This window comes from Segatella copri (assembly GCF_949820605.1).
Taxonomy (GTDB): domain Bacteria; phylum Bacteroidota; class Bacteroidia; order Bacteroidales; family Bacteroidaceae; genus Prevotella.
Genome location: NZ_CATKVU010000006.1, coordinates 423,000 through 449,699, shown reverse-complemented (window position 1 = coordinate 449,699; position 26,700 = coordinate 423,000). Strand labels below are relative to the sequence as shown.

General features: G+C 45.6%; 13 protein-coding genes and 1 pseudogene. 3 read left to right on the top strand and 11 right to left on the bottom strand.

Going from position 1 to position 26,700, the window contains the following annotated elements:
- Positions 1-96: 96 nt before the first annotated feature.
- Complete coding sequence (locus RCO84_RS02875) at positions 97-969, top strand: aldose 1-epimerase family protein (protein ID WP_117691677.1); 873 nt, start codon at positions 97-99, stop codon at positions 967-969.
- Positions 969-2,948, top strand: a complete 1,980-nt coding sequence (locus tag RCO84_RS02870; protein ID WP_006847168.1) for an OPT family oligopeptide transporter — start codon at positions 969-971, stop codon at positions 2,946-2,948. Before RCO84_RS02875 ends, RCO84_RS02870 begins: the two co-directional genes overlap by 1 nt.
- Before the next feature lie 88 nt (positions 2,949-3,036).
- Here RCO84_RS02870 and RCO84_RS02865 read toward each other — a convergent pair whose 3' ends face one another.
- From RCO84_RS02865 to RCO84_RS02850, 4 genes are all read right to left on the bottom strand, one after another.
- The gene (locus tag RCO84_RS02865; protein WP_317583815.1) at positions 3,037-7,125 is read right to left on the bottom strand and encodes a hybrid sensor histidine kinase/response regulator transcription factor; all 4,089 of its coding nucleotides are present in this window, start codon (positions 7,123-7,125) and stop codon (positions 3,037-3,039) included.
- Between the two features lie 206 nt (positions 7,126-7,331).
- Positions 7,332-9,479 carry a DPP IV N-terminal domain-containing protein gene (locus tag RCO84_RS02860; RefSeq protein WP_445081691.1) on the bottom strand — a complete coding sequence of 716 codons (2,148 nt, stop codon included), beginning with the start codon at positions 9,477-9,479 and terminating at the stop codon, positions 7,332-7,334.
- 60 nt (positions 9,480-9,539) lie between these two features.
- Complete coding sequence (locus RCO84_RS02855) at positions 9,540-10,868, bottom strand: M64 family metallopeptidase (RefSeq protein ID WP_317583813.1); 1,329 nt, start codon at positions 10,866-10,868, stop codon at positions 9,540-9,542.
- Positions 10,869-10,898: 30 nt separating this feature from the next.
- Positions 10,899-12,251 (bottom strand): DUF6055 domain-containing protein, encoded by a 1,353-nt coding sequence (locus RCO84_RS02850; RefSeq protein WP_317583811.1) that lies wholly within the window; start codon positions 12,249-12,251, stop codon positions 10,899-10,901.
- Between the two features lie 260 nt (positions 12,252-12,511).
- Here RCO84_RS02850 and RCO84_RS02845 point away from each other — a divergent pair, with 260 nt between their 5' ends.
- Positions 12,512-13,384, top strand: coding sequence for an Rpn family recombination-promoting nuclease/putative transposase (locus tag RCO84_RS02845; protein WP_317583808.1), 873 nt, complete (start codon positions 12,512-12,514; stop codon positions 13,382-13,384).
- A 947-nt stretch (positions 13,385-14,331) separates the two neighbouring features.
- Here RCO84_RS02845 and RCO84_RS02840 read toward each other — a convergent pair.
- The 7 genes and pseudogenes from RCO84_RS02840 to RCO84_RS02810 form a co-directional block, all read right to left on the bottom strand.
- A complete protein-coding gene (locus tag RCO84_RS02840) occupies positions 14,332-16,611 on the bottom strand; it encodes a DUF6055 domain-containing protein (protein WP_317577008.1) in 2,280 nt (759 codons plus the stop codon).
- Positions 16,612-16,695: 84 nt separating this feature from the next.
- A complete protein-coding gene (locus tag RCO84_RS02835) occupies positions 16,696-17,091 on the bottom strand; it encodes a hypothetical protein (protein WP_293501007.1) in 396 nt (131 codons plus the stop codon).
- A 22-nt stretch (positions 17,092-17,113) separates the two neighbouring features.
- A complete protein-coding gene (locus RCO84_RS02830; RefSeq protein WP_144153420.1) occupies positions 17,114-17,347 on the bottom strand; it encodes a hypothetical protein in 234 nt (77 codons plus the stop codon).
- Positions 17,348-17,568: 221 nt separating this feature from the next.
- Positions 17,569-18,588, bottom strand: coding sequence for a DUF4859 domain-containing protein (locus RCO84_RS02825; RefSeq protein ID WP_260849665.1), 1,020 nt, complete (start codon positions 18,586-18,588; stop codon positions 17,569-17,571).
- An 18-nt stretch (positions 18,589-18,606) separates the two neighbouring features.
- Positions 18,607-20,274 carry a RagB/SusD family nutrient uptake outer membrane protein gene (locus RCO84_RS02820; protein ID WP_287578782.1) on the bottom strand — a complete coding sequence of 556 codons (1,668 nt, stop codon included), beginning with the start codon at positions 20,272-20,274 and terminating at the stop codon, positions 18,607-18,609.
- 12 nt (positions 20,275-20,286) lie between these two features.
- Positions 20,287-23,309: pseudogene (locus RCO84_RS02815) on the bottom strand (SusC/RagA family TonB-linked outer membrane protein).
- Between the two features lie 232 nt (positions 23,310-23,541).
- A complete protein-coding gene (locus RCO84_RS02810; protein ID WP_373690115.1) occupies positions 23,542-26,442 on the bottom strand; it encodes a beta-L-arabinofuranosidase domain-containing protein in 2,901 nt (966 codons plus the stop codon).
- Positions 26,443-26,700 lie beyond the last annotated feature (258 nt).

Here is a 26,700-nt window from a genome sequence, read left to right as displayed (position 1 = left end):
TCTTGTGCTTTACGAAAATAAATTGTACCTTTGCAATATCTTTGAAAAAAGATAATCAGATGAAACATTAAAAACTAAACAAAAGAATTAATAACAATGGAACAGATTAAGAATGATCAGCTCACACTTGAGATTTCATCTCTCGGAGCAGAACTTCAGAGCATCAAGGATGCTAATGGTAATGAATATCTCTGGGATGGCGACGAGAAATACTGGAACCGCCACTCTCCTATCCTCTTCCCTATCGTATGCGGATTGTGGAAAGACACTTATCGCACAGAGGGCAAGGAGTATCACCTTTCTCGCCATGGTTTCGCACGCGATACAGAGTTCAAACTCGTTGGCAAGACTGCCGACCGCCTCACCTTCGCGCTCATCGACAACGAAGAGACTCAGAAGAACTATCCTTACCACTTCAACCTTGCCATCTCTTACCGCCTGCAGGGCAACGAGATTCATGTCATCTGGCACGTAGAGAATACCGACGACAAGGAAATCTTCTTCCAGATTGGCGGTCACCCAGCATTCATGGTTCCTGGCTGCAAGAAGGGCGAAGAAATGAAGGCTACCCTGAAACTCGACAACGAGGCTCCTGTTCGTCTCTATGGTAACGTAGGCGGATGCATCGACCGTCAGGCTAAGGAAACCGTAGAAACCGACAAGGGTATCTGGGAAGTAAACGAGGAGACTTTCGCAGAAGATGCTGTTATCTTCGACAAGAGTCAGGTTAAGCAGGTGAGCATTCTCAACGAGCAGGGCGAACCTCATGTAACCCTCGAGTTCAAGACTCCAGCCGTAGGTATCTGGAACCCAACAGGCAAGCACGCTCCATTCATCTGCATCGAGCCATGGTATGGTTTGAGCGACTGGGCTGAATATGATGGCGAGTTTAAGGACAAGTATCTGATGAACCGTCTGCAGCCAGGTGCAAGTTTCATGAGTGAGTATATCATCAGAATTGAGAAATAATGGAAGAAAAAGACAATTTGCAACTCCCCGAGAACGCATTCCGCGAACTGAAAGACGGGGAGGAATATAAGCCGCTGATGTCGCCTGACAAGGTTTATCCTGAGGTGAACGGATGGTCAGTTACATGGGGAATCGTGATGGCAGTCATCTTCTCTGCCGCCGCAGCTTATCTGGGCTTGAAGGTGGGTCAGGTGTTCGAAGCAGCCATCCCTATCGCCATCATCGCCGTGGGCGTAAGTACCGCTACCAAGCGTAGCAAGGCGCTGGGCGAGAATGTCATCATCCAGAGCATCGGAGCCTGTTCGGGTGCTGTGGTGGCAGGAGCCATCTTTACCCTGCCAGCCATCTACATCCTGCAGGCTAAATATCCGGAGATGACAACTTCGTTTATGAAAATTTTCATGGCTTCGGCCTTGGGAGGAGTCTTGGGAATCCTTTTTCTTATTCCTTTCCGCAAGTACTTCGTAAGCGATATGCACGGCAAGTATCCGTTCCCTGAGGCTACGGCTACCACGCAGGTACTGGTGAGCGGAGCCAAGGGAGGCGACCAGGCTAAGCCGCTGCTCATAGCCGGACTGGTGGGTGGTCTTTACGACTTTATCGTAGCCAGCCTGGGATGGTGGAACGAGAACTTCACTTCCCGTGTGGTAAGTCTGGGATGCGACCTTGCCGACAAGGCAAAGCTCGTGTTCAAGGTGAACACAGGTGCTGCCGTATTAGGTCTGGGTTACATCATCGGTCTGAAGTATGCCTTCTTCACCTGTTTGGGTTCGCTCGTAGTATGGTGGCTGATTGTTCCGGGCATGAGCGTTATCTTCCATGATAGCGTGCTGAGCGCCTGGGATCCTAGCATCGTGAAGACCGTGGGTGCGATGAGTCCGGAGGAAATCTTCCGTGCCTACGCCCGCAGCATCGGTATCGGCGGTATCGCCATGGCAGGTATCATCGGCATCATCAAGAGCTGGGGCATCATCAAGAGTGCCGTAGGTCTGGCTGCCAAGGAGCTGAAGGGCAAGAGCGATGTGGATGAGAACGTGAAGCGTACCCAGCGCGACATCTCTTTCAAGATTATCGCTATCGGTTCGCTTGTTACTATCCTCGTAACCTTCCTCTTCTTCTGGTTTGGCGTGATGGAGGGCAACCTTCTCTTCGCCATTATCGCCATTCTGCTCGTGGCTGCCATCGCCTTCCTCTTTACTACCGTAGCGGCTAATGCCATCGCTATCGTGGGTTCAAACCCTGTTTCGGGAATGACCCTGATGACGCTCATCTTTGCCTCTGTGGTGATGGTGGCTGTAGGCCTGAAAGGTCCTGGCGGCATGCTGGCTGCCCTGATTATGGGTGGTGTGGTTTGTACAGCCCTCTCGGTAGCAGGTTCGTTTATTACCGACCTGAAAATAGGTTACTGGCTGGGAACAACTCCTAAGAAACAGGAGGGATGGAAATTCCTCGGTACCCTGGTGAGTGCGGCTACCGTGGGCGGCGTGATGATGCTGCTCAACGAGACTTACGGTTTCGCATCGGGTTCGCTTGCAGCTCCTCAGGCTAATGCGATGGCTGCGGTTATCGACCCTTTGATGAATGGCGTGGGAGCTCCTTGGGTGCTCTATGGCATCGGAGCCGTAATAGCCATCGTGCTGACTTATTTCAAGATTCCTGCCCTGGCTTTCGCGCTGGGTATGTTTATTCCGCTGGAACTGAACGTTCCTCTGCTCGTGGGTGGAGCCATCAACTGGTATGTTACTTCGCGCAGCAAGGATGCCAAGGTGAACAGCGAACGTGGTGAGAAGGGAACGCTCATCGCCAGCGGCTTCATCGCCGGTGGAGCCCTGATGGGTGTGGTTAGCGCCCTTCTGAAGTTTGGCGGCATCGAGGTAAGTATCGCCGACAGCTGGTGGGTTAATCCGATGTCTGAGGTTTGTTCGCTCCTGGCTTACATCTGCCTCATCGGTTTCTTTATCAGAGCCACAAAGAAATAAAGAATAGGCTTTTTACAAATAAGACAATCGCCTGGATGCATCTGAGCACCCAGGCGATTTTTTATTCTATCCGAATAGTTTTTCTATCCTACGATTCCGCAGCTACGAAATCCATCGGCTTGACGCCAAACTGCTTCTGGAAGCACTTGGCAAAATAGCTAGGACTGCTGAAACCTACCATATAGCTGATTTCGCTGATGCGGTAGTTTCCTTCTTTCAGGAGCTTTGCGCCCTTCTTCAGTTTCACGAGCTGGATCATCTCGTTTGGCGTAACATCGGCAAGACCGCGAATCTTATTAAAGAGCGAAGAGCGGCTCATGCCCATCTTTTCGGCAAGGAACGCCACGTTGAGTTCCGGATTCGCCACATTCTCTTCGATGATGCGAGACATCCGTTCCAGGAACGCATTATCAACCTGAGTTGGAGCTATCTCTGCTATCGGCTCAAGCGGAGTATGAGAGAACTTACTCCTCAACAGACGGCGCATCTCAAGAAGCTGTCTTACGCTTGCCTCAAGATACTTCATCGAGAACGGCTTTTCTATGTAGACATCGGCTCCACAGTTCATACTCTCCGTCTTCGCCGCATCATCGGTCTTTGCCGTGAGCATCACGAACGGGAGATGAGAATATTCAGAATTTTCACGCACCCTACGGCAGAACTCCGGACCATCCATCTCCGGCATCATCCAGTCGCTTATGATGAGCGAAACCGGATGTTTCTCCAGTTTACGGAGCGCATTCTTTCCGTTGTCGGCGGTATAAACCGTATACATCTTTTCGAAATGAGCCTTCACAAACTGGCGCATGTCTTCATCATCATCCACAATCAGCATCACCGGTTTTGCCGGTTCACGAAGCGGACTGGCAACAGCAACGCCTGCCTTTTGAGAACCTTGCTCAACTGGAGTTTCATCTGTCAGCAGATTTTCCTCAGCAACAGTTTCTTCTTCCTTCACCATTTCATCCGCCTTCTCTACCACAGCATCCAACTGGTTGAGCGGCAGGGTTACGATAAAGGTAGCTCCCTTACCTACTGCAGATTCTACTTCAACCATACCATGATGAGCCTCAACGAGATTCTTCACGATGTTGAGACCGATTCCAGTTCCCGGTTTGTTGTCGCGTGCCTGATAGAAGGCTCCGAAGATTTTCTCCTTTTCGTCAGGACTGATTCCCAATCCGTTGTCTTCCACCTCTATGCGGAAATGGTTTCCATCCTCCAGCAAGCGGCAGGACAAGCGTACATAATCCTCGGTATATTTCAAGGCGTTGGTCATCAGATTGCTGATAACCTTGGTAATGGCCTCCTGGTCAATCATCGCCACGAGCTCATCGGCTGGATAATCTACCTCAAAACGGATGCTTTTCTGCTCGAAGGTAGGAGCAAAGCGCTCTGCCACAGCATGCATCAGCTTCGAAATGTTGTTCAAATGGAAATGAACCTGCATGCCCTTCTGCTGCACTTTGTTGAAATCGAGCAACTGATTTACTAGCAGGAGCAAACGCTGGGCGTTACGGTCGATAACAGAAAGCGTCTGCGTGATAGTCTCACCATCGGTAAGTTTTTCGGAAACCTGTTTCCAATGCTCTTTCAGACTCTCCAAAGGTCCGATGATAAGCGTTACCGGCGTACGGATTTCATGGGCAATCATCGTGAAGAACTGCAGGCGGGCATCTCTCATCTCCTGTTCCTGCTTGAGTTCCAACTGGTCGAGTTCTTCCTGATGACGGAGTTTCTCACGTTTCAACCGGCTCTGCATGAACCAGTAGATTGCGTAACCGATGAGCAGAAGATACAGAATCTTGGCTGGCAAAGACCACCAGAACGGCGGATGAACCACAATCTGCAGTTTTGCCTCATTCTTCGACCATACACCATCATTATTGGTTGCCTTAACCAGGAAGGTATAGGTTCCGGCAGGAAGATTGGTATAGTTGGCACGATGCTCGTGGGTATAAATCCAATCCTTGTCTACTCCCTCAAGTTTGTAAGCATACTGGTTCTTCTCAGGCGATACATAGCTCAGGGCGGCAAACGAGATATTGATGGTATTCTCGTTATGAGACAGATTGAGTTCTGCTGCATGACTCAGAGATTTCTCCAGCTGGTCGCTCCCCGCCTCTATCGGCTGTCCGAAGAGTTCTACCGAGGTGATTGCCACAGGAGGAGCTACCTGGTTAATCTTGACGAGATATGGATAGAAGCAGTTGAAACCTCTTGTAGAACCGAAATAGATTCTGCCATCAGAAGCCAGGAGTCTGGCGTTTGGCATAAACTGATCACAAGTGAGTCCGTCATATTTATTGAACAGCTGGACAGGTTCACCCGGCGTATATTTCACAATTCCCTTGCTGGTAGAAATCCACATTACTCCCTGCGAAATGACAAGACTCGAGAATTCCTGACTAGGCGCATCGATGGAGATGCGTCGGAATATACCTTTTGAAGGCAGAAATTCGCAAAGCCCATCGCCAGTTGCGGCATAGAGCTGCCCCTTTTCGCCAATAACCAGACAGTTTACCTGATCACTCCCCAGCGAAGTAGAATCATTCTCAACATGCTTATACTGTTTCCAGGCATTATTCTTGTCCAAGCGCCACAAGCCACCTCCCTGGGTAGCAAACCATACGTTGCCCTGAGGATCTTCCTTGATATCGATGGTAAGCGACTTGAACGACTTGATTTTTCTAAACTTCTGCTGCCCTTCATCGAAAAGGCTGGCTCCATCCATCGAAGCCGCCCACAGCCGATTCTTCCGGTCGCGATAAATACAATAGGCATTACTTCCCGAAGCCATTCCATCGGTTTGGAAAATCTGCTGCGCTCCGGTAGCCATATTCATTCTGATGACACCATTACCATAGGTTCCCACCCACAAATCATTACCATTGGCAAAGAGAGCATGAACATTATACTTGCCCATAGCCGCCTTGCCCGGATAAGAAACAAAACTGTTGGTCTGGGGATTGAAGCAGTCAAGTCCGGCATCATCGGTAGCTATCCAGATGCGATGCTGCTGGTCTTCGAAGAATCTTCCTACCACATTACCGCGCAATCCCCCCTGTCGAGCTGAGTAAGCACGGAAACGTTCTTCAACACTCGTAGAAGGAAGATAACTTACGCCACCATAGAAAGTAGTTACCCAGATGCCGCCCTCATTATCGCCAGCAATACCATAAACAAAACGCTCGTTGGTACTCCGGCTCGGATCGTTTACTTCCGACAGCATACTCCAAGAGCGGTTCTGGATGTCATACTGCACCAATCCATCATCGCTGGCTATGAGAATATACTTGTTGCTGTTGTTGTAAAGCTGGTGGATATGATGAACAGCATTACTCAAGGTTCCGCTGATGAGCTGTTCGGCACTACCATCAGCGTTGAACTTATAAAGTCCGTTTTCCCAGGTTCCGACATAAAGATTGCCATCGGGAGCAGCCAGCATCGCCATGCCGTAAAACATGGTTGCATCGCCCTTCAGAGGGAATGCTTCAAACTGGTCGGTCGACTTGTTGAGATGATAGATGCTGGCATCACCATGGTTACAGAGCATCCATACCTGATTGTTGGCATCGACCAGCGTACTTTGCACTTTACCCTGAATATTCTTCATCGGATACTGATGCAGTTCGTGAGTAGTCCGATTGTATCTGAACACGCCCTGTCCGTTGGTAGAAATCCAAATATTCTGATCGCCGTCAAGCGAAAAATTAAGGACAGGCGCCGTAATCTTATCACTCAGTTTCTGGAATCGGTCAGTTGCATTACAGAACAGATAGGCTCCATTATTGCAACCTACCAGCAGGCCTTCTTCGCAAGCAGTAAGGGCGCTCACAAACTGGTCTACAGTCGTAAAGGGATTATAATAGGTTTTGACATCGTATCCGTCAAAACGGCACAATCCGTTGTCTGTACCAAACCACATGTATCCCTTGGAACCCTGAACCACGCTACGCACAGCATTACTCGGCAAACCATCATCCATTGTGATAGAGCGCACCATAGGGTCGATAGGAGCCCATTGTGCACCCGAGTTGGTTTGCGTTATCGTATGTGGCTGCGCCTGAATATCCGTAGCCCCTTTCGAAACAAAGGCTATCGGCACCTGCGCCTCAGCCCCTACAGGCATCATCATGCAGAGCACAGCAACCATTAGAGTAGATATCTTTCTCATTATATGGGTCTTTATTTTCTGTTGTTAGATAAAATAATGCCGCAAAATTACAAAAATATAACGAGAAATACAACAAAAAGAACAAAAAAAGCCCCGAAACAAACAAATAGCTACTTTTTAATAGTAAGACTATCTGTTTGCTTCAGGGCAAAACTTAAATAATGATTCAAGTGAGAAGTTTCACTATCAACAGATTGAAACCTGAATTACTTGCTCTTTACATCACTCCATTTAGGCGGTTTCACACCCAGCAGATTCTTCACGAAGAAATCGTAACGCTTGTGCTCGCCATAGAGTTCGCCCATGGTATGATGGGCTCCAGGAATCACCACGAGTTCGAAATCCTTGTTCGCCTTTTCCAGGGCATTCACCACCTGATAGGTGCTCGAAGGATCTACGTTGTCATCTATCTCGCCTACCACCAGCATCAACGGGCGCTCCAGCTTGTGGGCGTTCTCCACGTTGCTGCACTCTACGTAACTGGAATCGATAGGCCAGCTCATCCATTGCTCGTTCCACCAGATTTTATCCATCCGGTTATCGTGACAGCCGCAGGCACTATAGGCAGCCTTGTAGAAATCGCCATGCAGCAATACGGCTGTGGTACTCTCCTGTCCGCCTGCCGAACAGCCATAGATTGCCACATTATCAGCATCCATATAAGGATACTTCTTGGCTGCAGCCTTGATCCAGAGCTCACGGTCTGGGAATCCGGCATCCTTCAGATTCTTGTAGCAAACCTCCTCAAACTTCTTGCCGCGATAGGAAGTTCCCATCGCATCGAGCTGGACTACGATGAAACCGAGTTCGGCAAGCGAAGTGGTGTACCAGTTGTATGGCATGAAACTCTTCGGAGTATAGGCATCGCCCGGACCCGAATAGATATACTCAATAACCGGATATTTCTTGTTCGGATCGAAATTGGTAGGGCGCTGGATGATGCCCCACATATCGGTCTTGCCATCACGCCCCTTAGCCACAAACACCTCAGGAGCTACCCATCCGTGCTTCTTCAAAGTAGCAATATCAGCCGTCTCCAGAGTCTTGACGAGCTTACCGGTCTGCGCATCTCTGAGCACGGTAACAGGAGCGGCATCCACCTTAGAATAGGTATCCAGGAGATAATGGTAATCGTAGGTGTACTGGGCACTATGATTGCCCTCTTCGGGAGTGAGCGCCACCATATTCTTGCCGTCGATACCTATTTTATAATAATGTACCAGATATGGGTCCTCATTCTTGTTCACGCCACTAGCCGAGAAATAAATTTCTCCCTTCTCTTCATCCACACGCTGGATGCCGCGAACAAACCAGTCGCCCTTTGTAATCTGTCGGATAACCTTCGATTTCTGCACATCGTAGAGATAGAGATGATTCCAGTTGTCGCGCTCGCTCATCCAGAGCAGTTGCTTGCCATCCTTGATAAACTGACGCCACAGACGACCATAGTTTACGAAAGTATTGGCACGCTCCTCTACCACGGTACGAAGCTTGCCGGTTTCGGCATTCATCGCCAGCATCTGATAGAGATGATGCCCACGCTGGTTGTACTCCATCGTCACCTCCTTGCTGTCTGGTGTCCATTGCATCCACTCCAGTTCATACTGGTTTTCTATCTGATGCTTGTCAGCCTCCACCTTCTTTCCGGTAGCCACATCGATGATGACCGGATAGTGCTGTGGCAGGGCATCGCCCGGCTTGGCATACTCCTGCTTGTGGAGGATAGGCTGCAGCTGGTCGGCAGGCGAAGATTCCACGTAGTAAGCATAGCGCTTCTCTACCGGCACACGCTTGCATACGAAGATGTGCTTGCCGTCTGGACTCCATTGGATGCGGTTGCTGTAATAGCATCCGATGGTACCATCCTGAGTGAGGATTCGCTTGGCTTCGGTATAAGGTTTTCCTGCCTCATGAACCACCACGTTGTAACCTTCGATGTAGGCTTCCATCTTGCCGTCGGGCGAAAGTACCGGATAAGCCTCCTTCTCCTCATCTACCTCCATCCAATGGCGCTCGTGGCGTCTGCCAAACTGAGGTTTATAAGGGCGGCGAGGCTTGATGCCCAGCGCCTTCTCCATCGCTTCCTGCGACTCATAAGTCTTCATCTCATCCTTGTCGGCATCATAGGATACAAACTTCTTGCCCTGAGGAGTAGAAATCTGATAATGCAATACATGGGTAGAATCGCACCAAGCCGATGAGCGTGCCCAATGGAACACGGAGTCGGCTGAAAACTGATGACGCAGCGCATAGGCTCTGTTGTAATCTTCTAATGTGCCCTGTGCTGAAGCTGTAGCTGCCGGCATCGCCAGAACTGCGCTCAACAGCGAAAGGCCTAAAATCTTATTCTTCATTATGCTTGATATTTTACTTGTTGACTTCTTTAGTATCTTTTTTCTCCAGTTAGGAAAATATTATTTCCCAGTATAGAAATCGGTGATGCGTCGGATGGCACGCTGGCAAACCGGACAGAAATCATCCACTTCGTTGATTCGCATACGGCAAACCTGTGCCGGACGGTAACATCCCTTGCTCTGGTTGCCCGCCCCCTCGAATACACCAATCTTGAAGACGGCTTCGTTGAGTTTCTTCTGCTCCTTCTCATTTCTGATATTCTTATGATCCGGAAGTTTGGCAAGCGGCGTAGGAATCTTCACGCCCTTCGGCATCATATCCGCCCACTTGCTCTGGAAATCCTTCAGCGTGGTGAGGTTAGGCTCCCAAGGCTCGGTATCACCAGGATACATCGGGTCGTACTCATCGGTACTGTACTCATCACCCAAGCCCGCATAGCCATGACCGAACTCATGTACCAGCACCTTCTTGAACGTAGGATGATCAGAGGTGGAAAGCGTAACCTGGTTGTAGATGCCGCCGCCACCATACGTAGGAGAATTCACCAATACGATAATCTGCTCGAAAGGCACATTACTCAAGGCATCATAGATGCGATGAATCTTGCTCGTGGTGAGATAACGGTTCGAATAAAAAGTATCGTAATGAGAGCAAGCCATCGTGTTCTTCCATTTCCCTTCGTGCGGAATACTTGGTCCCTCATCGAGCGATGGAGCCGCAACAGCCACCACGTTGAATCTCGACTTGAGCGAAGCGAAAGGTTCGCGCTCGAAGATGGCATCAGCTGCCCGCTGCGCATCCTGATAGAACTTATCCATCTGGTCCTGGCGATAGCCCTCGGCGATGATGGCGAGGTCAACACAGTCGGCAGTCTCTCCGCTCTTCACGATATAGCGGTAAGGGATGCCATTCTCGCCCAATGGTCGGATGAGGATATCCTGTGGATTGATGGTATGGCGCAGTTCTGCAGTCACCTTCTGATGCGTATCGCTCAGGGTGATGCTTACATCCACCGGCTTCTTCGGGAACGGCACGAGGAAACTGCTCTCGAATGATTTCTGCAGATGCTTAGCCTCCTGTGTAAGCTGCCACTCCTGGAAGAGTGTAGAGAAGGTGTTTACATAGAGCACCTTGTTGGTGCCATGCTCATACACGGTCACCTGTCCGTTTCCGTTCAGGAATTTCTCATCCAGTCTTGTCTTTCTGCCCGCCCAGGTAGGGTTGCTGTAAGCCTGTTCAAAATAGATAGCCTGGTTCACGCTATCGCCCGCCACGATGTAATCCAGTCGCAGCGTCTTATCTTCGAAGTTGTCTTCAAAGCGCTGTGCCTGCATCGGCAAAGCCATCATCAAGGCGAGGGATGCAGTAAATAAAGTCTTATTCTTCATTTTTTATTTCATTCTCTTTAATAATGATATCTACTTCACTCTTACCTCATAAGGGAAACGGCGGGAAGATGGATCGAGCGAATGATTCGAAGGAGCACCCATCACCACGAGATAGAGCGCCTTGAGAGGCTGGGACTTTGGAGCCACAAGCGAAACCTTTCCATTCATCGCTTCGCCCATCGGGCTGTAGATGCATTCATCGGTATCGGCAGTTACTCCCACCAAACCATAACGGTAGCCGATGGTTCGTGCCATCTTGTCCTTAGATGCCTTGAACACCTTACCCTCGGCATCGAGAGCTCTGAAATCTACTGTAACCTTCTTGCCAGCCTTCGGGATTTCCAGCTTAATGGCATTGAAACCATAGTTCTCTGGAACCGAAGCTGTATCCGGACGGAGATAACCATTTTTCTGCTCCAGCATCCTGGTATCAAAGGTGCAGGCATAAGGTCGGGTCTCCTTACGGGCATAATCGAAATCGAAGTTCACGAGATGACGGTAGCAGTCGAACATCTCATCATTAAACAGCTTCTGACTCATCTTATACTTCCGCTTGTAGGTAACAACCGGGTCCTCTCCTACTTTTCCCTCACGATAGAGCTGGGCGATGCTTTCCAAACCATGCTTCTCAGCCCACCATTCTATCACGTATGGCGAATGATAGATGTTGTCCAGATGCAGATACCCCTTATGGGTAAGCTGTCTGAAGGCATCGAAATGATACTTCTCATCTGTTATCCAGTCGGGATTCACTCTCCAGAGCATCCATTGGGATGTCATCTCGAAGAAGCCACTTCCTCCCCAGGCTTCGCCCGTTTTGTCTGCCATAATCTGAAGTTGGAAACTATGTCCCAACTCATGAGCCAGACAGTTGAGTTTCTTATCTTGAATACGGTTAGGGGTTACCCAGAGCGCGCCGATAAAGTCATCGTAAGTTCCGCCGTAAGCAGTTCCTTCCAGCGAATAGTTCACCATCACCATCATCTTATACTTGTCGCAGATGCTGCCTGGTAGAGAGAACTTCAGGGTGTCACGGAAGAAACGATAGAACCGTTCTACCTGAGTCTGTAGATTGCCCAGGTCGAATTTCATCGGCTTACCTTCGAGCGAAGGAGGATTCTGCGGATTGTCTCCGAATGGCTTTTCCCAGAAATACACGATATTCTGGGTCTGTGCACTATGTCGCCAGCACCATCTCTCATCATCCTTGTTGAAATCATAGGGTTTCAGAGAGTCCGGTACGAAGATGAGTTTCTGTGGTGCAGAAACAGGATTTACGGGTCTGGTGGCAGGAGCCTCAGATGGGTCCTGCTGTGCCAGGACTGCAGTAGCCCAAGGCAAGGTTGCCGCTGTGAGTATCAGCGATAAAAAGATTCGTTTCATTTCGGTTATGATTTTTGCGTTATTTATATTTTTGCGTTATTTATTCTTTTCGTTATTGATATTTCGCCACAAAAGTACTGATAATCTTGCAAAAACGCTCGCAATATCGTCTAAAATGATATAAATATCGTATCTTCTCAAAGAACATCTTAGAGATTTGTCAAAAATTACATCAAAATGATAGATTTGTGCAAAAAAACTTGGGAGATATTATAAAAAGTCGTATCTTTGCCAAAAGAATTCTATAAAAAGAACAGATTATGAGATTATCAGAAGAACGATATATTAGCTTACTTACCGACTTTGGTTTCAAACGTATATTTGGAACAAAGCCAAATAAAGACTTGCTCATCAACTTTCTGAATTCACTTTTCGATGGAGAGCAGGTCATTAAGGATGTCCGCTACCTCAATAGCGAGCACGTTGGTGATGTTTTCGCTGAGCGCAAAGCTATCTTTGACGTGTACTGTGAAAATGAGAAAGGAGAAAAGTTCATCGTTGAAATGCAGAACGCTTTTCAGAAATACTTCAAAGACCGTTCTCTCTTCTACTCTACATTTCCTATCAGAGAGCAAGCCCCAAAAGGACAGGATTGGAATTTCAAGCTAGACCACGTTTATACAGTAGCATTGCTCAATTTTGATTTTAAGGAAGAAGCTTTCGACCAAAAAGAAATCAATCACGATGTTGGTCTGCTAGACAAAAAGACATTCAAGGTCTTTAACGACAAGCTTTCTTTCAAGTATATTGAAATTGCCAAATTCAACAAAAGCGAGGCTGAGCTAGAAACTCTGTATGACAAATGGCTCTATGTACTCAAGAATTTACCCAAGCTTGACAAACGACCGAAAGCTTTAAAAGAAAGAATTTTCACGAAATTGTTTGAAGAAGCTGAAATCGCTAAATTCAGTCAACAAGAATTACGAGAATACGAGGATAGTCTTAAGGCCTATCGAGACATAAAAAATTCAATCGATACTGCGAAGGAAGAAGGCAGGAAAGAAGGCAGAGAAGAAGGTGTTGCCAAAGAAAAGTTGGCCACCGCAAAACGTCTTCTCGGCATGGGGCTCACACAAGAGCAAGTTGCCAAAGGTACAGACCTTTCAATAGAATATATAGAGAGACTTGTTTAAACAACAGAACTTTCGCATGTGGTTCAAGAACGGGCTGAAGGCCCAAAAGCTCCTAGCTCAGGGCAGCGCCCTGGGTATAATAGCAATCAGCAAGGCGCCCTGTAAGGGCAAAAGCTTTATAAATCCTTGGTTTTTAAAGCTTTTGCCCTTACAGGGCGACAAGTTTGCGTCCATAATAAGTAGCTGTATCACACTTCTGCCAAGCAATTCAAGCTGTTCAGCCAAGCACCTCAAGTAGTTCAGTAAGCGAGTTCAGACGTCTCAGTTAGCTGATGCAGACGTCTCGATAAGCCTACGGATACGGCTCCGTTAGCTTACGCAGTAATATCTGTAACCCGATGCAGTAATATCTGTAACCCGATGCAGTAATATCTGTAACCCGATGCAGTAATATCTGTAACCCGATGCAGTAATATCTGTAACCCGATGCAGTAATATCAGTAACCCAGCGCAGTCTTCATATGAACAAATTTTATGTAATAATCTATCATCCATCACGATTTATATGTATTACACATCTTAATATACTAATATACAGACACTTGAATAGCGTGATAGATACTTCGAAAACGGAAATATCCATCACGCTATCCATCACGATTTGGGGGTATCCCTCACGATTTTCTCACTACACTCTATCAGATACTGCATATCATTGTTGAAAAGCTTGCGATAGATGGCATCAGACCTTAAAGAATTAGATTCGTGTGATTGCCGGCATATGGCAGCAACCACACAAATCAAGATGTTCAAACCAAATAAACGTGGATGTATGACTGTTTAAACTATGAATTATAGGGTATTAAGACAACACATCTTACGCTTCGGATATGTACGTATTAAAAGGAGAAACGAGAGTGTTATCAATATAAGTGGAGAAACAAAAAAGTTCCGTTGCATTCCGCAAAACAACAGTTTTACGTCAGCAACGGAAGTAACTATATTAACTATGCGAATTTCATCTTGATGGTGATAACTGCCTTATGCAGTTTACCATTCTTATTATAGACCATGGTTGGTTTGATGATATAAGTCTTGCCCTTTTCAGAAGAACCAGGCTTATGACCCACAGTAAGAGCATAGCCCCCGGCATCATATTCGAAGTAGATTTTCGTACCATCTCCCCAAACACCGGAAGAACCATCTTCTGCAATCCAGAAGCCGATTCCATTGGCAGAGTAAGCATACGACACCTTGCCATCAGGATTAGTCAAGCCCACAGCCACCTTGTCATCAGCAGGACCCGTGAAGCCCTCAGCTTTCACAACGCCAGCCTCCAATGTAGCACTTGCAATCTCAGAAGGCTGCAACTTGAATGCCTTTGCAATCTTCTCCATGACACCATCATTCAAGAGATTGAAGGTATACAGAGGATAGCTTTCGCTGCTTGCGTCAAGACTTACTTCAAGTGAAGTCTCCACGTCAGTAGGGTCTCCTTCCGGTATCGTCACGTTGCCCAGCAAGTCGGCACCCGAGAACTTCACACGATAAGGCCATTGCTCATCATTGGTCTCATCATCATCCCAGGCATTGCGATTATACTTATCAGGAGCAGCCAGCACACAGAGGTACAAGCGCTCGGTATTGGCAGGAACTTCGTAGTTTGCTGTGCCTTTCTTGCCTGTATGCATCTCGCCATAATGCGACTTACCATCCTTGGTGATAGCCACAAAACCATAACGATAATTCTGCTGAGTATTGCTCTGTGAATTATACTTGGTCACAGTACTCTTGGCATTACCATCTCCATCTACCACAGTGCCTGGATCACCAGCTGCCAAAGCAGAGCCAGGAGCCAAACCCTCAAGCATTGCACTTACCTTGCCCGAAGCAGGAACATTCAGCGGGATGAGATTGAAACCTGTTGTACCCGGGCAGTTAGTATAAGCCACCTGATAATAGCCATCGTTCTTATACAGTTTGGTAGAATAGTTGATGGCAGCCTCCTTCTTATACTGATGCACAACCTTGAAATCATAGTCAGCACAATGAGCACTATACGCATACAAATCCTTGTAGAGTGCATCAAGACTATTGTTGCAATAGATGCGCATATAAGTCTGGAGCGGATCCTCCGGATATTTGCTTTCTTTCCAGATACGGGCGTATGACTCGATGCCATGCTTTTCAGTAAACCAATACTGGAACCAGTAGCTTGCGTAACGCATGAACTCATGGTTGAAGTGGCGATGATGATTCTTGAGCCAAACAGCATAATGAGCGTCCTGGTCAAAACACTCGTTAGGATAATCCTGGAACGACTGCCACTGGGCACATTGTTCCCAATAAGCACAACCGCCAGCACCATTTTCACCAAATCCATAACGGAAGCCAGCAGGCACAAGCTGAGAACCATCAGCCCTATCTATTGGCGTAACCTCACCCGTGAAAAGCTTGTCGGCAGAAACCTGATATTGGAAAGAGTGCCCTATCTCATGACCGATGGTTGAACCAACCGGCTTGCAGGTAGATGGATTTACCCAAAGGGCACCTATCTTGTCATCATAGCCAGAACCAGTAGCAAGCCATTCTGTCTGATAAAGGAGATAAATCTGCATCTTATGATTGTCAAGGACCGATTTTCCCTGTCCGACAGTTGCCATACCGAGTTTCTCTACATTGGTCTTATAGAACTGCTCAGCCTTCTGCAACAAGTCATCAACATCCACACGCAAAGCCTCCGGTACAGATTCAGCATTAGGATTATCTCCAAAGCCAGGCTCCCAGAACACAAAGAAGTGCTCGCTCTGCTTCATTCTCCACCACGACCATCTGGCATCGCTGCGGAGCATGTAGTCAGGTCCCTTTTCAAATCCTTCATTCCAGGTACCAGGAGTGATATACATACTATAATTACTAATAGAAGAAGCATCCATCATCTTTACGGCATCAGGATTAGCCTCTTGATGGATTGTTACCGTAACACACTTCTCACCACATTTGATAGTAACCTCTGCCTCACGATAAGTTTCATTATCGTTTTTACTAAGGAGCAAAGGCATCTTAACATCTCCTGCGCCACCCTTAGGCACAGTTATTTTTAGCCAAGAGATAGAAGTTGCCGCACGGGTACCTACTTCTGCGACACTAGCCGTCCAAGCTGAATTTGCAGTAAAAGATATGCTTGCCTCTGTCTCATCCCAAGGAATCGTCTTTGTCAATTCACCAGTAGGCGAAGTAATATCACCGATTACAATATCATCATCACTACTACATGATGCTATCATTCCTATCATTAAGACTAGGAATAGATAAACTTTCTGTTTTAAAATGAATTTAAACATATTAAAGGTAATTAGGTTTAATAAAAACTACGGAATTGGCTCTACAAAAATAGAAAACTGTTTCTGACTAGCCATAGGAAAAAAGGTTTGTATCAAAGCTGCATTATTATAAACCGCAAATTCGCCACCATAACCTATAGTTGATTTTACTGAAACTTTAGAATAAGATATGATATTAGGGAATTTTACCTTAATCGTAAAATAGACACCGCCTCCCCAACGATATTCTGTTAATCGATAGGGATTCTTACTATAATCAGATATCGTTACTGACATTGGCTGCTTTAAAGGATCTTCTATAATATATTCAGTTCCATTACATCCACCAAGATACAGCCCAATAGAAGGTTGTTTATCTGTTTTGGCATTTACAAACAAAAAAGTCAGTAAGCTCAAAAATATAATTAAAATATTTCTTTTCATACGATTTATGTTTTAAATTAAATTACTCTGGTATCAAAAATATAGAACGCCCTTGTTTTAGAGGAACATAAAGCTGCACCTCTACTTTATGACTTTCTATAGGATATGTTTCAACGAATCCACCCATTGTACTAACCTTCAGTACCGAATAATGAGTAGATAAAGGAAACTTAGCCGTAAGACACAACATAACTCCTTCTCCTAAGAATAAATATTCTTTATTTATTTGGGGATTTGCAAAATTGTCATCAATCAAAACTTTTGTATAAGTTAATGGACTAGTAACCACATACTCTGTTCCTACAGGTCCCCATAATAAATCGCTAAAGGAGAGTTTGTCTGTGCTTGTACTTTTTCAACAAAAACCCAAGACAAAAGGAGAAAAGAAAACAAAAACAGAATTATTTTTTTTATAATCAAAACTAAATATGTTTTTTAATAAGTAGGAAGGAAAAAATCCTTCCTACTTATATTAAATTATAAAACTGTTGCAGTTACCTTAAATTGAATAAACTTGTTTTGCGGATCATCCTTCATCGCAAAAACAAAGTTTAATTCTTGTTTCGTCTTAGAAGCAATACCTGGAGCATGTCCTATTCCAATGCTACCAGCAGTACCATCAGCTTCTATATAGAAACTGAATCCATCAGCATTCCACACACAAACATGTGATTTTCCATCAACCCAGTAACCGATACCAGTTGCCGTATATTCGGAAGTAACATCCCATTTTCCGGTTTCGTTATCAACCATATACATAGCAATAGGACCTTCTGGATCTTTCAATCCTTTCAAAAAATCTGAATAAGAGATACCCATACATTTCTCAATAGCATCTTTACTCTTAGACAAATCTATAGAAGTAGGATCATATTCCGCTGTAGCAACGTCGATAGCTGCTATCACCAATCCAGGATTGGTTACTGAAATAGGGATATTGAATCGAACATAGTCGTCATAGTCCCTACCATTATTAACGGCAAATCCTACATTTTCAATAATTGAAAGACCTGCTTTGGTTGTTTCTGGCACTTTCACTACGATTGCTTTATTAGCTTTATCAAGTTCTACAGAAGCAACAACTTTACTTGCATCAAAGTTTCCATCTTTATCTTTAGCAAAATTGCCATCAACATCATATCCCCATCCTGAAGTTCCAACTGTTGGGGCAGTTTTGTCCCAAACCGTCTTAGATGTATTGATGTTGTAGAAGACAACACTACCATTATCAACTGCTGCCAACATATCATCAACCGTCATGCCTAATTTCTCTTGTATTTTCTCTGCATATTTCTTTAAGCTGATGGAGATTGGAGCTATGTGTCCTTCTCTGAATTCAGCATTATAAGTTATATTTGCAGAAGCATCGATTCGGAGATACGGAGACTCAGACTCGGTATATACATGCTTCTCTACCGCATCATTAGGATCATCGCTACAAGCGGTGAAGCTCAATGCCAAGCATGCCATGCATACATATAATATATTCTTTTTCATATCAATGTCTATTAATAATTATTTTTCACCAGATGTCAAACCATCATATCCTGGATTCTGTTTCAACTTGAGGTTACCCTTCAATGCTGTCTTAGGGATTGGGAACAAATCACCATCACGATTATCAACCTTATCCTTGCAGAACCAAGACTTACCGTTGTAAACATTCATATTGGTGCCCTTGATGTTAAAGCGAATCAATTCGTCACGACGATGAGCCTCGGCCACGAATTCCTTAGCATACTCATCGAGCAAACCTCCAAATTCAATATCAGCTCCACCTTCTTCAGTAATTACCCAATCATGAGAATTAACGTCCTTTCCACGGTCTTCACGATGACCATAGTTGTACTTACTACCACCTTTCAGATAAGCAGCAGTAACAACTGCCTTTTCCGGATTAGCCTTGAAGTTGCGGGCACGAACCTTTGTTACCAGCTCAGCAGCCACATCTTCATTCTGTCCCAAGCGAAGCAGGCACTCAGCCTTCATCATCATGGCATCTGCCAAACGGAAATAAGGCACGTCATCATAACTTGTACCAAAATCACCACTCAAGATTTCATACTTAATCAAGCGGTAGCTCTCAAATGGGAAACAACCAGGATTGTCGATACTATGAAGTTCCTTGGTATAAACCAATGGCTCACCATCTACAGTGATAGGACTTCCATCCTGCGCATACTGCTGACCACCTGTCCAAGTATTTTCCATGCGGGTATCACCCTCCTCATAGATATCAAGGAACTGTGGGAATACGATGCCACCTCCAGTAGCCCAACCAGCAAAGTTCCAACGGGCACGACCGGCATTGTGAATCCACATATTAGCCATATAGTTACCACCAGCATACTTATTCTCCAATGGAATACCAAATATAATCTCTGGCGATTTAGAGATATCTTCTACGAAGTTATCATTGTAGTTAGGTGCCAAAGAGAAAGGCCCCTCCAACACTTTGTTAACTTCGTCCAAACTCTTCTGATACCAACTCTTGTCAGAATCATCCTTAAACCAAGCATTGTGGTTCAAATAGAGTTTTGCCAAAAGCATGTGAGCGGCATACTTGTTGATCTTTCCCATCTCAATAGTAGAAGGACATTTATCAGCAACAGCCTTCAATTCGCTCTCAATCCATTTGAAAGTATCTTCTGGCTTTGACTGTTCCGGTGTCCAACCATCCTCATGGACATAGGTAGTATCCAAAGGAATATTACGGTACAAATCGAACAAATTGTAGTAATATAATGCACGATAAGCACGAATCTGCGCTGTAATATCCTCGCTGGAAGCGATTGCCTCGTTAGCAAGAATCTTGTTACAAGCATTTACACCTGCATAGTTGTTGTTCCAGTTAACCTCAAAGAAACCAATTTCTGAGTTCAACTGGTGCTTATGCATTGATACATAGAGGTCTCCCCATCCAATACCAGGACGGTTAGGAACACCCCATACATCAGAGCTCATATCCATAATGTCAGACATACCAAACCATCCCCAATATACATTACGCAAGCTGCTATATACAGGAGCAATGGTACGTTCCAATTCTGCCTGTGACAGAGGATGTTGCTCTGTTGCGATTACACTATATAATTTCTCATCAAGATCAGTACAGCCTGTCATGGTCAAGCCACAGGTACCAACGATGGCAGAAACTAATATCTTATTTATTTTTGTATTCATAATGTTTCTTTTTTAGAATGTTACCTTTGCACCCAATGTAAATGTACGAATAGTAGGATACTTATCACGTGAATCAATACCTGAGTACTGTGGATTACTGTTAGTCAACTCTGGATCCAAACCACTATAGCCTGTAATAGTAAAGAGATTATCACCTGACAAATACAAATACAGGTTCTTTACATAGTGATTTTCCTTCAAAGGTACAGTATAACCGAAAGTCAAGTTAGACAACTTCAAGAAATTACCATTTTCCAAGTAATAATCTACGAATGTCTGCTTCTGAGCTACAGAAAGTACAGCTGTTCCGAACTTTTTCTCTGCAGCGCTCTTCAAACGGTTATAGGTAACGGCATTGTTCTCATAATAAGCACGAGCCTCATTCAGAATCTTGAATCCAAACTGACCGGTAAACTGCATACTGAGATCAAAGTTCTTGTAGCGAAGCGTATTACTCCAACCCACATTGAACTTAGGGATAGCATTACCCAAATACTGATGATACTTATCATCGGTAAGCATATTATCAGTAAACTCCTCAGCTTCACCAGTTTCTTTATTCAGAATCATCCAAAGACCATTTTCAGAGATACCAACAGCCTTCATACCATACCACTGACCGAGAGGTTTTCCAACTGCCATACGCTGGGTTGACATAGTGATAGGCTCACCCAAATAAGCAATATCCTGCTCATTGGCTGTCTCATACAAGTCGTTGGAAAGACTAATCAACTTAGTAGCATTGGTAGCGAAGGTAGCAGTAGTCTTCCACTCAAAATCTTTTGTGCGAACAGGAACAGCGTTGATACCGATTTCAATACCCTGATTACGCATCTTACCAACATTAGCCAAAGTAGAGCTTACCAGATTTGGAGGTGTAGGAACGGTGTACCACCAAAGCATATCAGAAGTATTCTTGCGGTAAACATCAATAGTACCAGACAAACGATCATCCAATACACTCCAATCCAAACCGATATTGTACTCAGTAGACTTCTCCCATTTCAAATCGGGGTTAGGATTTGATGTAACGGCAAGTCCCTGATACCACTTACCTTTATCATAATAGTAGCTGCTACCCAATTCCCACTTGGTAAGAGACAGATATGGGTCGTTAGGAATGACACCGGTTACACCATAGCCAAAACGCAACTTCAAATTATTCAACCATCCCTTTGTACTTTCCATGAACTTCTCATTACTGATAGTCCAACCAGCAGATGCAGAAGGGAATGTACCCCACTTATTGTTAGCACCAAACTTAGATGAACCTTCACGGCGTACACTCACCAAGAGATTGTACTTATCAGCATAGCCATAACTGATACGACCAAAGAAACCGACGAGCTTATTGTCGTTCTTATAGCTACCCATACCAGCCTTACCATCTTTCAGATATTCACCTACTCCAAGGTTATTATACTGATAATAATCGCTCATGAAGTTGGTATTGTTAGCGTTGAAGCCCTCATACATATTATACTGATAGCTATAACCTACCAGACCCTCGAAACGATGCTCGCCCCACTGCTGCTTATAGGTTGAGGTCAATTCAAGATTATCGCTCTTGCCATAACTATAGCTATGATATGCATAACCCTTGAATCCATTCTGTTTCTGGTCATAATACTGAGAAGTATAATATCCTTCATCATGCGCATTAGAACGGTCGGTAGCAATCATCAGGTTGGTCTTCCATCCCTTAATTGGCTCGACTGTGATATTACCCGTCATACGTGTCTGCTCAGTCTTGTATTCACCCGTATGCTCATTCAAAAGAGCAATAGGGTTCATATAATAGTTGATAGACATGTTCTCATAATAGGTACCATCACTATTATAGATAGGCTCGGTAGGATTACGCATGATAGCCTGACGATAAATCTGAGTACCGGCAGCATCTACAGGACCGTTTTTATGATACTTCTTCATTATATTGAACTGCAACTTCACGATGTCGTTGAGCATATAATGCGACAGACCTGCATTGAAACGCATTTCATCAGAATAAGTCTTCAAGAAAACACCCTGCTGGTTTCTATAAGTGAAATCAGCATTATAAGAGGTTGTCTTGTTACCACCAGTAATAGAAATATTATGATTGTGCGTGAATGCAGTACGGGTTACTGCATCCAGCCAATCTGTATCGTATCCCTTGTCAGTAAAGTTGGTCAAACCATTTCGGATATCAGAGCCATCCATCATATCAAGCTTATTGGCAAATGATGCGATGGAAGCATAACCACTATAATTTACAGTAGTATTTGTCTCACGACGACCCGACTTTGTGGTAATGATAATTACACCAGCAGCACCACGTGTACCATAGATTGCAGCAGCTGATGCATCCTTCAAGACGTCAATACTCTCAATATCTTCTGGAGCAACTGTTGACATATCACCCTCAATACCATCAACAAGAACCAGAGGAGTATTAGATCCGCTCAAAGAAATCACACCGCGAAGACGAATAGCAGAAGTAACACTAGGGTCACCAGAACCATTAGAAATGGTCAGACCAGCAACCTTACCCTTGATCAAATCACCTGCATCATGAATATTTCCCTGAGAGAAATCTTCTGCCTTGACACTGGTAATGGCAGAAGTGATGTCACCCTTCTTCTGGGTACCATAACCGATAACGACTACTTCGTTCAAAGACTTCAAGTCTTCCTGAAGTGTCACGTCACCGCCTTTGGTCTCTTGATTTACATATCCGATATAGGAGATTGTTAAGGTAGCGCCACGCTTTACCTTTAAGGTATAGTTACCATCAAGATCGGTAACAGTACCATTCTTGGCGTTGCCTTTTTCAATAACACTCGCACCAATGATGGCTTCACCATTGGCATCCTTCACTACACCCTTTACGGTAACTTCGTTCTGCTGAACATTTTCCACCTTAGGGTTTGATAAGGTCTCATTTGCTGCTAGAGTAGGTAATGCCCCCCCCCACATGCAAGGACCAAACACGCGATGGCTTTTACATAAGCTTGACTATGTACAAAGCCTGAGATTTTTTGTGTCTGTCTCATTTTCTATTTTTGCTAGGTTTATAATTGTTTAAATTTCGATTGCAAAGTAACACAATATTTTGTATATTATGCTACATTATCGTCTAAAAAAGTGAAAATATCGTCCAAAATGAGCGATTTAGACGATATTTTCGTCTTTTAAGCCGATTTTGTTACTCTTAAATGTTGTTTATTCTAAATGATGTCTTTGTTGTCTTTAATGTTTTATTGTTTTGTTGTTTCTATATCTTTTTTATTGTTTCATCGCCTTCTTCAGTTTTTCCACAGCGGCATGAATCATGTCGTGGGTTCCACTTCCGTCGGTTACGTATTTCTGAACCATTCTGCCATAACTGATGGCATCCTTGAGTTCCTCGCTGGTGTTGTCATCCGGCCAGCCGGCACGGCGAAGCAGACCGGAGAGTTCCCGGAGGTCTTCCATCTCGGCAAGGTTGCCAGGGCGCATCGTGTTGATGGCACGGTTCAGGATAGCAGTAGTACCTTCCAGTTCGTCCTGGGTTACCTTCTTCTTACACTTTGCCACCAGCTCCTGTGCCTGAGCCATTACCTTCTGCATGCGCTCATATCCGAACGGTGCCCATGGAGCATACTCCGGAACCTTCTGAGAGAGGGCATTCCACTTCTCCTGGTCAGCCTTGCGCTCTGCGGCAAGATTCAGGAGAGAATTCAGTTCGGTGAAATCTATCTTCACCTTCTTGCTCTTCTTGCTCTTAGCATCGGTCAGGTTGATGCGGTAGTAGTGGGTACTGTTGGCGTTGCGATAATAGTCTGGCTGGAATTCCTTGCCATCCAGCTTCAGGGTAAGGAGATTGGCTCCTGCACCTGTGGTAACGCCGTTTGATTCGCCCACGGTGATATTACTCAACTTGGAGTCTATGTTCAGCGTAGCCTGGTTCCAGGTCTGTGCGCCTGTGCCCGCCATCACCAATGGTCCGTACATCAGGGTTCCTACCCAGGATGTCTTCAGCGGAGTACCGTCCAGACTTGCCACATCGCTCGAAAGCTTGTCGGCACCATATTCGATATGCTTGCTGAATGGCATGTCGATTTCTACGACATCTCCCACCTTCCAGTGCTTCTGCTCCAGTTCTACATAGGTGCTAGGCTGATAGCTCTTTGTCACTTCCTTGCCGTTCACCTTGATGGAGAAACCTTGCGTAGCCCAATATGGCACACGGAGTTTCAGGGTGAAATCGCCCTCACCTTCCGTAATCTTGATGGCTGAATGCTGTGCCGGCCATAGGCAATCCTGCTTGATGGTCACCCCCTTCTCCTTCCAGCGGAGGGTGGTTGGCATATAGAGTCCTACCCAGAGAGTATGATCGTTGGCAAAATAAGCCGACTGCTGGTACTTTGTATGGTTTTCAGAACCTGTACCACCGCAGCAGGTGCTCTGAGGAGTCTCGTTGCCGAACGGCTTGGTGGCATTCAGACCTACTGCATACTGATAGCAGGTTTGATACTGGTCCGGATTGAGCGAACCGATAATCTGATTATACAGCGTGCGCTCGATATAGTCGAGATACTGCGCATTATCAGGGTTATAACAGTTCAGATCCTTGCTCAGTTTGACGAGGTTATACGCACAGCAGGTTTCATTGATATCCGGATAAGCCTCCGATTCGCCTTCCTGCAGTCCGTTGGTTGCCATACTCAGTATCTGGGTATATGGCTGGCGGAACATCTCTCCATTTCCTACACCACCCATCGCATACATGTATCTGCCCTGCACCAGTCTCCAGAAGTTCTCAGCCAGATTGTAATAGTATGGCTTCTGATTGCTTTTGTAACTGCGCAGCGCTCCGATAATCATCGGAATATGCTGGTTGGCATGGCGGGTGCGGATGTCATCGATGTTCTTGCTCAGCGGATCATAGAACTTAGGCGCATCGAAACAGTTGGCTGCCTCGAGGAGCTTTGCCTTTTCATCCGGATTGGAAACCATCTCAGAAAGACGGGAGAGCGATTCGCTCATACCTCCCACCTCACCGGCGATGTACATGTCCCACATCTCGTAGCGGTTACCCGGCTTGGCTCTGCGCTCATCCTGGGTGCCGTCCTGCTTTACGTAAGTGCGGTAGTGCATGCGGTTCCATACCCAGAGTCCCATATCCTTGGCGATGAGGAGTGCCTTGTCGCAGATTTCCTTATCATCAAAGTAGGTTGCAATGTCTATCAGACCGGCAAGTTGCTTGTGTACGCTGTAATAAGGAGCCCAAACCCAATCGGAGTTGTTGTAGGCACGATACATTTCTATCAGGGCGCAATGCTGAGCCGGAATGGCGTTGATATAGCCGTAGCCATAAAGTTCAGGGTGCTTCTTATACTCATCAAAAGCAGCCCAGGTGCCCTTCATCTCTCTGAGTTCAGCCTCAGGAGCGAAATCACGAGCCTCCCAGTTGCGCTTCAGTTCCTTATTATATACGAAGGTCTTCTCCTGACACTCTCGCAACTCATTCACCATTCGGGTGATGTTCTTGCGGAGGATTGCCTTCTGTTCAGGATTAGTTGCCACGGCGTATGCCTGTGCGATTGCCGACATATAGTGGCCTGATCCATGACCCTTGAGCTTGGTGTCTGGCGAATCCCAGCCATCACTCTTGGTATACCCTTCGGTACTGAGTCCGTAGGTATCGCGATAGTTGTAGAGTTGTTGGGTAACATCCCAGGAACAGATCTCACGGATAGCCTCATCACGGTTGTGGGTGAGTCGGTTGTCACCATCTATGCTCACATCAGCGAGTGAGAAGGTATGAGCCACTTCCTTTTCTGGAGTCTGATAGCCTTCAGCCACCACCTTGATTTGTGCCTTGACAGGATAACCATTGTCGGTAGTCTCATCACCAATCACAAAACCACCTATCTCATATTGGCTCCCGGCAGGATGTTTCTGCGCATCAGCCTCAGCCTGCTCATCAGCAAGCGGAGCGTTAGCCCAGCGCACCTGGCGATACTCTGAATAACCATCAGAATAGGTTACCCATACGAGATTAGGAAGTCGGGGAACTGTGCCCACCGGACAATCTACTGATATTGCCTCCACCTTAGAGATGGTGCGATAAACCGTGGCTGCTGTTGTCATGGATGGCAAACTGGCTACACCTATCAATAATGTAAACTGCTTTAAATCCATATCTTCTAGGTTTATTATTGTTTCATTTATTTTTCTGGCTGCAAAATAACAGAAAAAATCAACGAAGTCCTAAAATTATCGTACATAAAGATACAATTATCGTCTAACAGGATACTTGTGATACGATATTTTCATCATTTTGGACTTTCTTTGCATTACATAAACAATTCTATTCGTAAATTTGCAGCAGAAATAAAAACTTGTGGTAATCCGGTAATACAGGCATTGCCACCAAGCGAACAACAAAACGGACAAAAC

Excerpts from the sequence above, each read along its gene's own strand:
- RCO84_RS02875 (WP_117691677.1), top strand. The coding sequence starts at position 97 with ATGGAACAGATTAAGAATGATCAGCTCACACTTGAGATTTCATCTCTC.
- RCO84_RS02870 (WP_006847168.1), top strand. The coding sequence starts at position 969 with ATGGAAGAAAAAGACAATTTGCAACTCCCCGAGAACGCATTCCGCGAA.
- RCO84_RS02865 (WP_317583815.1), bottom strand. The coding sequence starts at position 7,125 with ATGAGAAAGATATCTACTCTAATGGTTGCTGTGCTCTGCATGATGATG.
- RCO84_RS02860 (WP_445081691.1), bottom strand. The coding sequence starts at position 9,479 with ATGAAGAATAAGATTTTAGGCCTTTCGCTGTTGAGCGCAGTTCTGGCG.
- RCO84_RS02855 (WP_317583813.1), bottom strand. The coding sequence starts at position 10,868 with ATGAAGAATAAGACTTTATTTACTGCATCCCTCGCCTTGATGATGGCT.
- RCO84_RS02850 (WP_317583811.1), bottom strand. The coding sequence starts at position 12,251 with ATGAAACGAATCTTTTTATCGCTGATACTCACAGCGGCAACCTTGCCT.
- RCO84_RS02845 (WP_317583808.1), top strand. The coding sequence starts at position 12,512 with ATGAGATTATCAGAAGAACGATATATTAGCTTACTTACCGACTTTGGT.
- RCO84_RS02840 (WP_317577008.1), bottom strand. The coding sequence starts at position 16,611 with ATGATAGCATCATGTAGTAGTGATGATGATATTGTAATCGGTGATATT.
- RCO84_RS02835 (WP_293501007.1), bottom strand. The coding sequence starts at position 17,091 with ATGAAAAGAAATATTTTAATTATATTTTTGAGCTTACTGACTTTTTTG.
- RCO84_RS02825 (WP_260849665.1), bottom strand. The coding sequence starts at position 18,588 with ATGAAAAAGAATATATTATATGTATGCATGGCATGCTTGGCATTGAGC.
- RCO84_RS02820 (WP_287578782.1), bottom strand. The coding sequence starts at position 20,274 with ATGAATACAAAAATAAATAAGATATTAGTTTCTGCCATCGTTGGTACC.
- RCO84_RS02810 (WP_373690115.1), bottom strand. The coding sequence starts at position 26,442 with ATGGATTTAAAGCAGTTTACATTATTGATAGGTGTAGCCAGTTTGCCA.